Here is a 12980-nt window from a genome sequence, read left to right on the forward strand (position 1 = left end):
AACGCTCACAAAACAATCCACCCAGGCGAATAAAGGTCGCGCGTGTCGAAGTCCCGAACCTTGAACCACTGCTTTGGCGCAACCACGATTTTGTCTCGCCACTGATTAAGCCACGCGCCCCACCAACTGAAGCTGCTGTTGGCGAGGACATGATGGCGACACGCGCTCATGAGCTGCATGTCACGGTAACTGTTCTTGCCTCGGTTATGCTCGACGATGGTCAGCGGCGCAGACAGACGCAGATTACCCCGAACCCACTCGGGATCGTCGGAGAAGACATAAAAGTGCGGATTCCGTAACCGTCCCATCATGACCGCTAGCGCCTGCGGATAATAGGCCGTCAGATCCACGCCGTGCACCCTGCGGACAACCGGATCCTGAACGAAATCGCCGCGCCTGACATGCACGGACACACTCTCGTGCATCGCCATCTCTTCCATGAGCGTTCGGTTCCGCTCATCGAGTGCAACCGCGAAGCGGAAGGCGGCGCGGACGGACCCGGCATGCCGCTGAAAATACCGTTCGCTTTGCCAATAGCCATCAAGGTAGGCATTCGGGCCGAGCGTCTCGAAGCCCGGCCAATAGTGAAAATACGGCTCCAGGGCGTAGCTTGCTGGCAGCAGCCAGCGCAGACGCTTGCGGACAACCAAACGACGTGCGAGCGGATGCGAAAACCCACCGAGCACCTGACGCATTTCGGAAGGCGTGGCACGGGGTAGATCGAGCCCGAAGACCCGGTCCAATTCGAGGCCCTGATGCAAGTGCACCCTATCAAACCACTCCAGGTCGAATCGCAAAGGCACGCCGTGTCGAAGCGACAGGGCAAGCCCCGCAGCGTACTGGAACATTTGGTTGCCAAGGCCCCCGCACAAACGAACGATGATCATGGCTAACTCAACCGAACGCTTACCATCCGAACAAACGCCGGCACGGTCCGCAGGTGCAGGTAACCCAACGCCACGGCGGCGGTTCCGCCCAGAAGTAGCACCGCAAACGCAAGCCATGGTCCATGATTTTCCGCAGTCCATGTCTGCGCTGCTGCACCGGCCAGAAGCACCAGCAGCCCGAGCATACGCCGTCGGACCGGCAGGCGCAGAGCCATCTGTTGATTGGCGCGCCAGGCCACCAACGCGGCCTTGATTCCAGCAGCCGCCACCAAACCCAAACCGAACATCCATGGCGTGAGATCGAGCGCTTGAACCGCCACGGCACTCAACAGACTGCCGACTGCGCCTACGGTAAACGGGCCCATGAACGGCTTATAGTCTTTGTTAGCGAGCGCAATGACGGTGAAGGCATTCACTGTGAGCCTTGCCACTTCGAGCAGACAGCCGAACACCACCCATTGAGCCGCAGCATGATAGGCCGGCCCGGCCAGAAGGAACAGGAACTGCGGGGCCATGACGAGCAGAAGGCCCCCCCATGCCCAATACAAGGGCAGCAGTGTCCCAGTCAGGGCGGAGCTGACCTCGGCCTTCTGGCCTGCTCGCTCTACTCCGTTGAGATTGCGGAAGAAATAGGGATATACGTATTGGAAAATGAAGGACTCCATCACAGAAGTCATTTGCGCCGGAACACTCAGCGACACCAAAAACACGCCGAGCGTCTCTGCCGACCAGTACCGTTCCAGCACAAAACGGTAACCATTGCCCTCCAGCCACATGGCTCCCGTCACGGCGGTGAGCGAAAGGGCGAAGTGCCAGTAGTGCCGATCCTTGAAAAAGGGCTGGCTAGGAGGCGTAGCCTCTGCGCTGGAGCGCGTGGAAAATAACAACCGGTTGAGCGCCCCCCGAACGCTCCAAAACGCCACTGCCGCACCAACGGCCTGGCCACCGAACCAGCTAACGCCATCAACGCGCCACGCTACCGCGAGCACAGCGAAGAGCAGGGGCAGTCCCGCTGCAGCCGTCCCGCACGCCACCGCTGCCATTCGGTGCCCGAGGGCGTTGGCCACCGCGCTATATGTCTGCGCCCCCGTTGAAAACAGGATGACAGCAACGACAGCCCCTCCGACGCTTAAAGACAAAATCAGGTCATGGGAAATAAGGGCCCCATACCACACGGCCGCCGCAGCCCCAACCAGGGATGCCACACTTGCCCAGTAAATCAAATTCTCCCGCAGCCGCTCTGCAAGTTCGGCAGTATTGTGCCACTCATGCAAGTGGCGTTGCAGCCACTGGCCACTTGGGTTGATTAGAAGCAAACCCGCAAATGCCACGAACACATTCAGCAGCGCAACGAGGGCATACTCGGAAGGCGGCAGAAAGTGTGTCATCGCGGCGAAACCACCCAGCGCAACGGCAGTGTTCAAGAAGCGGCCAAACGCCACGGTCATGGCTTCGACTTTGTTCATGGCGAACAAAGCCCGAGTGCCGATAGGATTTCATCGCCCACGGTCCGAGCGAACCGTTGGACCGAAAAACGCTGCGCGGCCTCCGATTCGAGAAACTCGGCGATCGAGCGTTGATAGGTTAGGTACCGAGCCTCCGGCATGGCGTGCAGATAGTGGTAAAGCTCGGCATAGGACGCGAAGCGTCGGCGATCGATGAAACAGTCCTGCGGGATATAGTCCGTGACATCTTCCGCTCCCCAATAGACAGGCACATTTCCAGCACAGAAGGCGTCGAAGATTTTCTCGGTGATATAGCCGCGCAACCCAGAAACGTTTTCAAAGACAAGCGAGAAGCGCGCATGCCGAAGCACTGGAGCCTTCGCCGGTATCGCTCCCCGCCAGGAGGGAAACCACCTCACGATTCGAGGCAACATCCTTTCGGCCCGGTGAATGAGACCCCCAAGGCGCGCCGGCAGCCTTGGCGAGACATCCCACCCCCTGCCATACAGCGCGAAGTCCTGAGGGGCATGCCGCTCGAACCAGCGAATCGCTCGCACACGCTCACGATATAAGTCTTGCGCTCGCCGCCACACCGGCAAGGCCTTGTTGGCCGCAATCATTACCAGTAACTGGGGCCGCTGCCCATAACCATCGACCACGCCCCTGCCCAAGGGGTGGGCCAAATGAATCTGTGTTGCCAGGCCCTTTTCGACCAGATCCGGGTTCCACGTAAACACCACTCGGTACTGACGCAGCAACCGCTCATCGACGTTGGCCGGATGAACGAGACCGCATTCGGTTAGAATCGCAAAGGCAGGCACCTCATGTTGGATCGGCTGAGCATTGACGTGAACGACAAAAGCGGGCTTGCGGCTACCAAGATGATTCAACGGCAGCAAATCGGCGCCATGCAGCCTCAACTCATTCCGCAGCGCCATCCATGGCCGGCTAAGTCCGTCCCGTATGTTTTCGTTTAGAAATGGCTCAGCGGAACCACCGCTGTAACACAAAGCTCCAGTCAATGGTCTCCATCTAGGAAATGTTGTGGGGATATTTTTGATTTCAGAGAGCACTTACATCTACACCTTACCTTGGCCGCACCCAGCGCGAATAGGGCTGTCAGCTCCTTTCAGAATCCAACTCTCCCAGACAAACTCGTAATTCCACATCTGGGTATGGCTGCGAGCGAGTTTCGATCGAATCGCTTGCCTTCGCTCAGCCGCTTTGGGCACAAAGTTGTGGAACTGGATTTGCAAAAACTGAATTCTGCCAATCCAATTTGTATCGATCAGCAAATCAAGCAGATCGTACTCTCCTCCTTCGATATTGATCTTCATCAAATCGACGCGGTCGACACCCATTGATTCCAACACCTTATCGGCGCGCCTCAGTTGCGCGAGATTCTGACCACGTGACGTTACTTCGCCTTCCAAGAAAGACGACCCGTCTCCTTCAAGCTTGATCGGCAAACTCGCATTCCGGGAACCGAGGCCATAGTTGAAGACCTCGACCTTGGGGTTACCAGCAAAACGGGAAACACAATACCGGTAATATTCGCCCACAGGCTCAAAAACCAAAACCCGGCAGCCGTACCGACCATGGATCGCATTAGCGAAATCACCGACATAGCCACCAACGTCAATGACCAGGCTTCGTGCATCAAGGGGGTACTTGAGACGCAGCGTTTGATCCCCATTGTCTCTGAACCAGCGCCGGACCTCGAGCAAAAATGGGTCTCGGCGAACGCAAAGCCCATAAAGCCACTTGGCGCGTTGGATAATGGCCTTGGCTGGGTTCATGTGCGCTCCCGTGTTCGTTCACACTCGACATTCAAGCTGATCAGAATCCCGTTTTCCTTGTCCATGTGGGGAATGTAGGCCTGGGAGAAGTCGTCCACATGGGCGTGCTCGGTTTCCCGCCAGTCGTAGCGGCGGATATTGACGAAACCCGCTGCACTTAGCTCGCGCGAAAGCGAGTCAAAATCGAAGACGTTGTAGTGGATGTTGTAGAGGTAATCCTGCCGGCCAAACAAAGGCCCGATCACGAGGTCGAGCTTGCCGAAGCGTCGATAGACTTCGCAAATCTGAGCAAAATCCGGCACGGAGATGCGCAGCACCCCGCCGGGCTTGAGCACGCGATGCCACTCCGCGAGTACACGCGGCACGTCGCGCCGCTTGAAATGTTCCAGCACGTGGCAGTTGTAGATGAGATCGACCGAGCCGTCCGGAATGAAAGACAGATTGTCGATGGTGGCGACGTGATCCACATGGGGATAGTCGATCGCGTCGATGTGGACAAAACCTGGGATATAGCGCTTGCCGCAGCCGAGGTGGAGTTTCATTGGTTGAGCTCGGTGAAGGATTGTTCTAGCCCTTGTCGTAATTTGACACGTGGTTGCCAACCCAGCGCCGCCAAGCGTGACACATCCAGCACCTTCCTCGGCGTGCCGTCGGGCTTGCTGGCATCGAACACGATTTCACCCTGATAGCCCACGACGTCGCGCACGAGCTCGGCGAGTTCGCGGATGGTGAGGTCATGACCAGTGCCGATGTTGATGAGGGGAGGATGCTTGCCCTCATTCCTTCGCCCGAGGGTAGAGGGGGGTTGCGCCCTCACCCCTGCCCCCTCTCCCAGAGGGAGAGGGGCGCCGGTGAGGAGGGCATCGAATTGCTCGTCCGGCAAATTCATGAGAAAGACGCAGGCATCGGCCAGGTCGTCGCTGTAAAGGAATTCCCGCCTGGGCGTGCCGGTGCCCCACAGCACCACGCGCGGCGGCGCGCCTTCGAAGCAGGTGGCATGAAGGTCGCGTTTGATGTCCGCCGGGATAGGGCCATGGCGGCGTTCGTCGGCCTCGATGGCGGCCCAGTTCTTTTCCATCGCCAGTTTGGCCAGGTGGAACTTGCGCAGCATGGCCGGGATGACGTGGGAGGTGGTGAGGTCGTAATTGTCCCCGGGGCCGTAGAGGTTGGTGGGCATGACGGCGAGGAAGCGCGTGCCGTACTGCCGGTTGTAGGCCCAGCACATTTCGATGCCGGCGATCTTGGCCACCGCATAGGGGCGGTTGGTGGGCTCGAGCGGGCCGGTTAGAAGGTACTCCTCCTTGATCGGCTGCGGGCAGTCGCGCGGGTAGATGCAGGAGGAGCCGAGAAAGAGCAGGCGCTTCACCCCCACCCGCCAGGCCTCGTGGATGACGTGGGTCTCGATGGCCAGGTTCTGGTGGATGAACTCGGCGGGATAGCTGTCGTTGGCGAGGATGCCGCCCACCTTGGCGGCGGCCAGGAACACGTATTCCGGCCGCTCGCGTTCGAAAAAGGCCCGCACGGCGGCCTGGTCGGTGAGATCGAGCTCGGCATGGGTGCGGGTGATGAGGTGGGTATAGCCTTTGGCGGTGAGCATCCGCATCAGGGCCGAGCCTACCAGGCCGCGGTGGCCGGCGATGTAGATTCTGGCGTCTCTTCTCATGAGTGCGCGAATGTCCTTACTTGGGGAACAAGGGGTTGATGTGTTTCAACCCCGGGAAGCGCGCGAAATCATTGTCGGCGGAATAGATGTCGTAACCCTGCTCGAGGGCCAACGCGGCGATATGGTTGTCGGTGCTGAGATTCGCCGCGGTGCCCGTGTGCACCAGCAGATTGCGCAGGATCGCCCAGTGGGCGCCACCGGGGGCGCCACCGGGGGCGACCAGGCGCACGGGCGGCTTCGCAAGCCAGCCGTCCACGTAGGCTACGGCATCTTCGGGCGTCAATGGCTTGGGGAAAATGCGCGGACTGGTGCAAATGCGAAGGAAGGCCAGCACCGACACCCAGGGAATGCCGACCGTCGTCGCACCCGACAAGACCTTCTCCCACCACGCCTTCGCCGCCTTGTGCTGGGGCAGGTCCCGGTTGACCGCATCAATCAGCAGATTGGCATCGACCAGGGTCATTTGCGCTGCTCGAGCTTGGCGCGCAGAGCCAGATTCTCCAGCTCGTCCGCCAGTTGCAGGGCTTTGGCGAGATCGACGCCGGCGGCAGGTGCGCCGAGCGCCGCCGGCTTCAGGCGATATGGACGCGGGCGCGTCTGGCGCTGTAGGCCGGCAAGCAGGATTTCATTCACCACCTGCTTGAAGGACTTTCCCGATGCCAATGCCTGTTTTTTCAATTCGCTTGCCAAGCCATCTTCGAGGGTGATCGTGGTTCGCATCTTACTGCCTCCAGCTGGCGCATCAAAGCATCAAACAGTATAACGTCATGGACGCCTGGGCGGCGGGCAAGGCGATAACGCGAAACATCGTCGGCGCTTGTTCGGGAATTTATTGGTGATCGTTGTGGGCCGAGAAGCCGTGGCGTTTTACCAGCTCATCCCGCTCGGCACCCTTGAGGTCTTCGCGCACCATCTCCGCAACAAGTTCGGCGAAGCGGATCTTCGGTGTCCAGCCGAGTTTTTCCCGCGCCTTGGCGGCGTCACCCAGGAGCGTTTCGACCTCGGTGGGGCGGAAGTAGCGGGGATCCACGGCGACGATGCAGCGGCCTTGGGTGTCGCAGCCTTTTTCCTCGACGCCCTCGCCTTCCCAACGGAGCTCCATCCCCAACTCGCGAGCCGCGGCGTTGACGAAATCGCGCACGCTGTACTGCTCGCCAGTGGCGATGACGAAATCCTCGCCTTGCGGCTGCTGCAGCATGAGCCACATGGCCTCCACGTAGTCCCGCGCATGGCCCCAGTCGCGCTTGGCATCGAGATTGCCCAGGTAGAGACAGTCCTGCAGGCCCAGCTTGATGCGCGCAAGCCCCCGCGTGATCTTGCGGGTGACGAAAGTCTCGCCACGGATGGGAGATTCGTGGTTGAACAGGATACCATTGCAGGCATAGAGCCCATAGGCCTCGCGGTAGTTGACGGTGATCCAGTAGGCGTAGAGCTTGGCGGCGGCGTAGGGGCTTCTGGGATAGAAAGGCGTGGTTTCCTTTTGCGGCACTTCCTGCACCTTGCCGAAGAGCTCGGAGGTGGAGGCCTGATAGAAGCGTGTCTTGTGGCCGAGCCCCAGAGTGCGGATGGCTTCCAGCAGGCGCAGCGTGCCCAGGGCGTCGGCGTTGGCGGTGTATTCGGGCTCTTCAAAGGAGACCGCCACGTGGCTTTGCGCGGCGAGGTTGTAGATCTCGTCCGGCTGAACCTTCTCGACGATGTGCATGAGGCTGGAAGAATCCGTCATGTCGCCATGGTGCAGGAAGAAGCGCACGCCGGGTTCGTGGGGGTCGCGGTAGAGGTGGTCGATGCGCTGGGTGTTGAAGAGGCTGGTGCGGCGCTTGATGCCGTGCACTTCATAGCCTTTGCCGAGTAGGAACTCCGCCAGATAGGCGCCGTCCTGGCCGGTGATGCCGGTGATGAGGGCTTTTTTACACATGTCGTTCGTTGCGGATGACTGAAGCGGACAGGATGCGCTGGTGATAGCGCTGAGAGTGCGCGCTAAGCGGGCGAGCATTATAGTTCAGCGCGCTGGGCTATTCTTCGGTTATCCAAGCGATTTCAGACACTTATAACCAAAGTGATAGAACCCCGCGCTGGCGGAGCGGCACGCAAGCGGGTCAATCGAAGATTTCCGCTTCGGCGAAGGCTGGCGCGGCGGCGTCTTTGGGGGCGAGGATCGGCGCGCCGTCGAGCGGCCAGGAAATGGCCAAGGTCGGATCGTCCCAGCGGATGGCGCGCTCATACTCCGGGGCGTAGTATTCGGTGGTCTTGTAGAGGAATTCGGCGGTCTCGGTGAGGGTGAGAAAGCCATGCGCAAAACCCGGCGGAATCCACAGCTGCCGTTTGTTTTCGGCGGAGAGGATTTCGCCGACCCAGCGGCCGAAGGTGGGCGAGGACTTGCGGAGATCCACGGCGACATCGAAGACAGCGCCTTGCACGACGCGCACCAGCTTGCCCTGCGCCTTGGGCGGCAATTGGTAATGCAGGCCGCGCAGCACGCCCTTGACGCTTTTCGAGTGATTGTCCTGCACGAATTCGGGATCGAGCCCGGTGGCTTGCCTGAACGCACTACGATGGTAGCTTTCGAAGAAGAAGCCGCGAGCGTCGGTGAACACCCTGGGTTCGATGACCAGCACGTCGGGGATGGCGGTGGGAAAGGTTTTCATCAGACGACAAGCATCGGATTGGCGGCGTCGGCCCCTTTCACGGCCTGAAGCGGAATGCCCCTGTCTGTCGCGCGGCGATGGTGCAGATGGTTGGCATCCCTCACCGTTCACAGCCCATTCGTTTCCGACAAACCCGACTTCACCAGGTAAGCCGCGAAACGCTTCAGATCATCGATGCGATCATGCAATATGTTTCGCACAATGTCGATGTCCAGTTCGCGGTAGCTGTGGACGGCAATATTGCGAAAACCGACCATGCTCTCGAGGTGTTTGCCCAAATCGCTTTCCAGAAGGGATGCTTGCACCAACAAGCCAAATGCGTGGCGGCTATCGGTCGGAATACCGAGACGATGCCGACGCACCAAATGCATCGCGGCATCGATGCTCGCCTCACAAGCACGTTGCAGGTTCAGCAATATCGAATCTTGCCTCGTGAAGTTGGTTGCAAGCTCCTCTTCATGGCCTCGATATTCCTCGTCAATGCGTTTCAGACAGCGCTCGATGATGCCTGCCTTGCCCAGCAGGACTTCATCCATGAATGGTTCCCCTCTGGTGGATGTCGTCGAGAATTGCGCGCCGCTCCTCATTCAGCCGCACATAATCGGACAACGTCAGCGAGTCGTATTCCTCGGCAGCACGCTGGTCCGCCGCATAAAGCCGGACGCCGTGCATGACGATCTGTACCCGCAGGGTAACCGGCAGAGTCCGGAGATCATTAAAGTCGATATCGCGACCCGTCATCGACATCAATTTCGAGCTCAGCTGCAGTCTTTCTGCGAATGACAGGGGATGTTTCGCCAATATCGCGAGATCGATGTCGCTGTCTGGTCTTTCGTAGGGCCCGCCAGCGCTGCCGTAGCGATAGATGGCTTGCAAATCTGGCAAGCTCGACTTGAGCAGCGCGACGATTCGGTCATCGAGGGGATGAGTCGGCGGTGTTTGCTGGATGTGCGGCATAAAAACGAGTCTATCAAATCGCGCCTTCGCGCGTGGCGCAAGCCGACGGGGAAACCCCGTCCATCCGCAACGAAAGTTTCACACCTTGCTTGACAAGCGCCTGTCATGCCATCACCCCTTCGTCGATTAGCCGCAGCAGATACTGGCCGTAGCCGTTCTTCGCCAGCGGTTCGGCCAGCCGCCGGAGTTGCTCGGCATCGATCCAACCCTGACGCCAGGCGATTTCCTCCGGGCAGGCTACTTTCAGTCCCTGGCGCTTTTCCAGCGTGGCGATGAACTGGCCGGCTTCGAGCAGCGATTCGTGGGTACCGGTGTCGAGCCAGGCATAGCCGCGCCCCATGATTTCGACGTCGAGCTGGCCGCGTGCCAGGTAGAGGCGATTGAGGTCGGTGATTTCCAGTTCGCCGCGCGCCGAGGGCTTGAGCGTCTTGGCCAGCGCGACGACCTCGCGATCATAAAAATAGAGCCCGGTGACCGCGTAATGCGATTTCGGCCGCTGGGGTTTTTCTTCGATGCTGAGCGCGCGGCCGCTCGCGTCGAATTCGACCACGCCATAGCGCTGCGGATCCTGCACGTGATAGGCGAAGACCGTGGCGCCGGCCTCGCGCCGGTTCGCGCTGGCGAGCAGTTTGTGCAGATCATGGCCGTAGAACAGGTTGTCGCCGAGCACCAGCGCGCTGGGATTGGCGCCGATGAAGCGCTCGCCGATCAGGAAGGCTTGCGCGAGGCCTTCGGGCTTGGGCTGCACCGCATAGTCGAGATGAAGTCCCCACTGGCGGCCGTCGCCGAGGAGCTGGGCAAAGCGCGGCGTGTCCTGCGGCGTCGAGATGACGAGGATCTCGCGGATGCCCGCCAGCATCAAGGTGCTCAGGGGATAGTAGATCATCGGCTTGTCGAACACCGGTAGGAGCTGCTTGGAGATCGACAGAGTCGCCGGATGCAGGCGCGTGCCGGCGCCACCGGCGAGGATGAGGCCTTTGCGATCGTGTGATGTGTTCATTGGGGTTACTTTCGAAGCGTGCTACCGTCAGGCATCGAGATTGCGCAGCCAGTTGGCTGCCGAGGTGATGCGCACCATTCCGCGCTGTTCTTCTTGCCGCAAATCACGCACCAGCTGGATGGCCTGGGCGCCGGGAAAACGCGCCGAAAAGGCACTCAGCGCCCGGTGCGGGGATGTGTCGGAAAATTTGCATTCGATCAGGTGCGTCAATGTGTTTTCTTCGCTGAGCGCGAAATCCACCTCGGTGCCATCCTTGGTGCGGATGTAGTGCAGGCCGACCGGTTTGCCGTAGGCATCCTGACGGTAATGTACATGCTTCAGAAGCATCGTCGCCACGGCATTTTCCAGTCGCACGCCGGCATCTCCCCGCACCAGACCCGTGTCGAAGAAATAGACTTTGGGCGCTTGCAGGATCGCCCGGGAAATATTGCGGTGCCAAGGCAGGACGGTAAAAACGACGAACAGTGCGTGAAGCACATCCAGATAGCGTTTCACCGTCGTCGGCGCGACGGCGAGATCGCGAGCGATCGAAGCCAAAGACAGCGGCGAGCCTACACGCTCGCGCAATATCTCGACGAAGAGCCGCATCGTGTTGATTTCATGCAGCCGCGAGAATTCGACGACGTCTTCGCGAATCAGGTCGGTGAAATATTGCCGCCGCCAGCGTTCGGCTTCGACGGGATCATCGGCCAGGCATGGCTCCGGGAAACCGCCCCGCTGAATGATGCGATCCAACGCCTCATCGGCGCTTCCGCCTTGTTCTTCGCACCATTCACGTACGGAAATCGGATGCAGCCGGTATGCAAGATAACGGCCAGCCAAAGAATCCCCCGACTGACGCCAGGTTTCCATACGGGCGCTGCCGGTGACCAGCAGCGCTTGTCCTTGGGGCCGGCCGTCGGCCACACCTTTGAGCCAGGTTTTCCAGCCCTTCATTTTGTGAATCTCGTCCATCACCAGCAAGCTGGCGCGTGGATTCCAGCTCTGCCGCTGCAAGACGGCCCGATCCGCCGCAATGTCCCAGCTCAGATATTGCGCAGAAGCATGAGGCGCCATCAAATGACGACACAGGGTCGTCTTGCCGACTTGGCGCGGCCCGGTCACCAGCACCATCTTGCACTGCAGGTCCTTGGCGATGAGCTCCTCGAGGTAACGCCTCATGTCGGCTATTTTATCGAATCTGTCAAGATAGTCGCGACTATATTTTCACAACAGCAAATCAAGTCGGGATAATCTGCGCCAGAACGTGATGTAGCCCTTCCCGCCAATCCGGCAGGACGAGACCGAAGGTTTCGCGCAGCTTGGTGGTATCGAGGCAGGAATTGGCCGGACGAGCTGCCGGCAGGGGATAGTCGGCGGTGGTAATCGCTTGCACGTCCTCGGGACGCAGGCGCAGCGGCTGGCCGGCAGCCCGCGCCCACCGCACCACTTCCTGGGCGTATTCGTGCCAACTGGTGCGACCGGCGGCGACGAGGTGATACAAACCGTACGCAAAGTCGGCGCTAGCGGGGCGGCACGCTCGGATGTATTGGCCGAGGATCTGCGCGGTCACGTCGGCGATCAGCGCTGCCGAAGTCGGCGCGCCGAACTGGTCGGCGACGACTTTGAGGCTGTCGCGCTCGGCGGCGAGTCTGAGCATGGTTTTTGCGAAGTTGGCGCCGTGCGCGCCGAACACCCAGCTTACGCGGAAGATCAGATGGCGCGCGCCGCTGGCAATCAGCGCCCGTTCGCCGGCGAGCTTGGTTTGGCCATAGACGTTCAGCGGATCGGGGGCGTCGTCTTCGCTGTAGCAGCCGTTCTTCCGGCCGTCGAAGACGTAGTCGGTCGAGTAATGCACGACGAGCGCGCCGAGCCTCTTCGCCTCCTCGCCAAGGATGCCGGGCGCATCGCCATTGATCGCCTGCGCGAGATCCGGCTCGGCTTCGGCCTTGTCCACCGCGGTATAGGCGGCGGGATTGACGATGATCTGCGGCTTGACTTGCGCGATCAGGCGGCGGATCGCGGCGGGCTTCGCAAGATCGCATTCGGCGTGGCCGACGGCGATGATCTCGGCGAGCGGGGCGAGCGCGCGCGCAAGCTCGAAGCCGACCTGGCCGTTCTTGCCGGTGAGGAGGATTTTCATCAGGTAGTCCCGAAACGACGTGCTCGTGATGAATCAACATCCCGAACCATAGCGCCCGTGCAGGACGCTGTGATTTACGTTGGGCACGTTCATCGGATTACAGCCCGTTCGAATGGATAGTCCAGGATCAGCCTTCTTGCATGGCACGGCGTTTCGTCGTGGAACGACGTGACGGCTTGGCGACCCCGCGTTCGGTCAGGCGGCCCGTCACGTATTTGTGGAGGACGCTGGCTATCAGCGTTTGGTAGGGAACCCCTTCTTCGAGGGCCCTGGCTTGAATGTCGTTCAGGTCGGCGGAAGAGAGGCGGATATTGATTCGTCGGTCCTTGATGGCCGTAGCGCGGGCCGCTGCCTTGAATTTTGCCAGCTCGGCTTTCGTAGCCACCGATTTGAGCCGACCTTTCTCAAAGGCATCGAGAATCTCCTGTTCGTAGGCATCAATTTTCGGCATCTGTTCCACCC

16 protein-coding genes are annotated in these 12980 nt (G+C 60.1%); all 16 read right to left on the reverse strand.

Annotated features, from left to right (window positions below; translation table 11 throughout):
- Positions 1 to 5: 5 nt before the first annotated feature.
- The 16 genes from EL335_RS10345 to EL335_RS10420 all read right to left on the reverse strand — a co-directional run bounded on the left by EL335_RS10345 (position 6) and on the right by EL335_RS10420 (position 12969).
- Positions 6 to 887, reverse strand: a complete 882-nt coding sequence (locus EL335_RS10345) for an alpha-1,2-fucosyltransferase (RefSeq protein ID WP_126446643.1) — start codon at positions 885 to 887, stop codon at positions 6 to 8.
- A gap of 2 nt (positions 888 to 889) precedes the next feature.
- Positions 890 to 2353 (reverse strand): hypothetical protein, encoded by a 1464-nt coding sequence (locus EL335_RS10350; RefSeq protein WP_126446645.1) that lies wholly within the window; start codon positions 2351 to 2353, stop codon positions 890 to 892.
- Positions 2350 to 3270: a glycosyltransferase family 10 domain-containing protein gene (locus EL335_RS10355; protein WP_126446647.1), complete on the reverse strand. Its 921-nt coding sequence runs from the start codon at positions 3268 to 3270 to the stop codon at positions 2350 to 2352. The genes EL335_RS10350 and EL335_RS10355 overlap by 4 nt, the downstream gene beginning before the upstream one ends.
- Positions 3271 to 3411: 141 nt before the next feature.
- The gene (locus tag EL335_RS10360; RefSeq protein ID WP_126446649.1) at positions 3412 to 4131 is read right to left on the reverse strand and encodes an FkbM family methyltransferase; all 720 of its coding nucleotides are present in this window, start codon (positions 4129 to 4131) and stop codon (positions 3412 to 3414) included.
- Positions 4128 to 4673 carry a class I SAM-dependent methyltransferase gene (locus EL335_RS10365; RefSeq protein WP_126446651.1) on the reverse strand — a complete coding sequence of 182 codons (546 nt, stop codon included), beginning with the start codon at positions 4671 to 4673 and terminating at the stop codon, positions 4128 to 4130. Before EL335_RS10365 ends, EL335_RS10360 begins: the two co-directional genes overlap by 4 nt.
- Complete coding sequence (locus tag EL335_RS10370; RefSeq protein WP_126446654.1) at positions 4670 to 5794, reverse strand: GDP-L-fucose synthase family protein; 1125 nt, start codon at positions 5792 to 5794, stop codon at positions 4670 to 4672. The genes EL335_RS10365 and EL335_RS10370 overlap by 4 nt, the downstream gene beginning before the upstream one ends.
- A gap of 16 nt (positions 5795 to 5810) precedes the next feature.
- Positions 5811 to 6257: a type II toxin-antitoxin system VapC family toxin gene (locus EL335_RS10375; RefSeq protein WP_126446655.1), complete on the reverse strand. Its 447-nt coding sequence runs from the start codon at positions 6255 to 6257 to the stop codon at positions 5811 to 5813.
- Positions 6254 to 6514, reverse strand: a complete 261-nt coding sequence (locus EL335_RS10380) for a DUF2191 domain-containing protein (RefSeq protein ID WP_126446657.1) — start codon at positions 6512 to 6514, stop codon at positions 6254 to 6256. The genes EL335_RS10375 and EL335_RS10380 overlap by 4 nt, the downstream gene beginning before the upstream one ends.
- Positions 6515 to 6623: 109 nt before the next feature.
- Positions 6624 to 7709, reverse strand: a complete 1086-nt coding sequence (gene gmd / locus EL335_RS10385; RefSeq protein ID WP_126446659.1) for a GDP-mannose 4,6-dehydratase — start codon at positions 7707 to 7709, stop codon at positions 6624 to 6626.
- Positions 7710 to 7890: 181 nt separating this feature from the next.
- On the reverse strand, positions 7891 to 8439 hold the full coding sequence (gene rfbC, locus EL335_RS10390) for a dTDP-4-dehydrorhamnose 3,5-epimerase (protein WP_126446661.1): 549 nt from the start codon (positions 8437 to 8439) through the stop codon (positions 7891 to 7893).
- Positions 8440 to 8546: 107 nt separating this feature from the next.
- Positions 8547 to 8975, reverse strand: coding sequence for a type VII toxin-antitoxin system HepT family RNase toxin (hepT, locus tag EL335_RS10395; RefSeq protein WP_126446663.1), 429 nt, complete (start codon positions 8973 to 8975; stop codon positions 8547 to 8549).
- Positions 8968 to 9396 (reverse strand): type VII toxin-antitoxin system MntA family adenylyltransferase antitoxin, encoded by a 429-nt coding sequence (mntA, locus tag EL335_RS10400; RefSeq protein WP_126446665.1) that lies wholly within the window; start codon positions 9394 to 9396, stop codon positions 8968 to 8970. Before mntA ends, hepT begins: the two co-directional genes overlap by 8 nt.
- Before the next feature lie 103 nt (positions 9397 to 9499).
- Entirely contained in the window at positions 9500 to 10396 is an 897-nt protein-coding gene (rfbA, locus tag EL335_RS10405; RefSeq protein ID WP_126446667.1) for a glucose-1-phosphate thymidylyltransferase RfbA, read from the reverse strand.
- 27 nt (positions 10397 to 10423) lie between these two features.
- Positions 10424 to 11557 carry an ATP-binding protein gene (locus tag EL335_RS10410; protein ID WP_172600082.1) on the reverse strand — a complete coding sequence of 378 codons (1134 nt, stop codon included), beginning with the start codon at positions 11555 to 11557 and terminating at the stop codon, positions 10424 to 10426.
- 58 nt (positions 11558 to 11615) lie between these two features.
- Positions 11616 to 12518 carry a dTDP-4-dehydrorhamnose reductase gene (gene rfbD, locus EL335_RS10415; protein ID WP_126446669.1) on the reverse strand — a complete coding sequence of 301 codons (903 nt, stop codon included), beginning with the start codon at positions 12516 to 12518 and terminating at the stop codon, positions 11616 to 11618.
- Between the two features lie 127 nt (positions 12519 to 12645).
- Positions 12646 to 12969: a hypothetical protein gene (locus tag EL335_RS10420; protein ID WP_126447834.1), complete on the reverse strand. Its 324-nt coding sequence runs from the start codon at positions 12967 to 12969 to the stop codon at positions 12646 to 12648.
- Positions 12970 to 12980: the final 11 nt, after the last annotated feature.

The organism is Sulfuricystis multivorans (assembly GCF_003966565.1).
Classification (GTDB): domain Bacteria; phylum Pseudomonadota; class Gammaproteobacteria; order Burkholderiales; family Rhodocyclaceae; genus Sulfuricystis; species Sulfuricystis multivorans.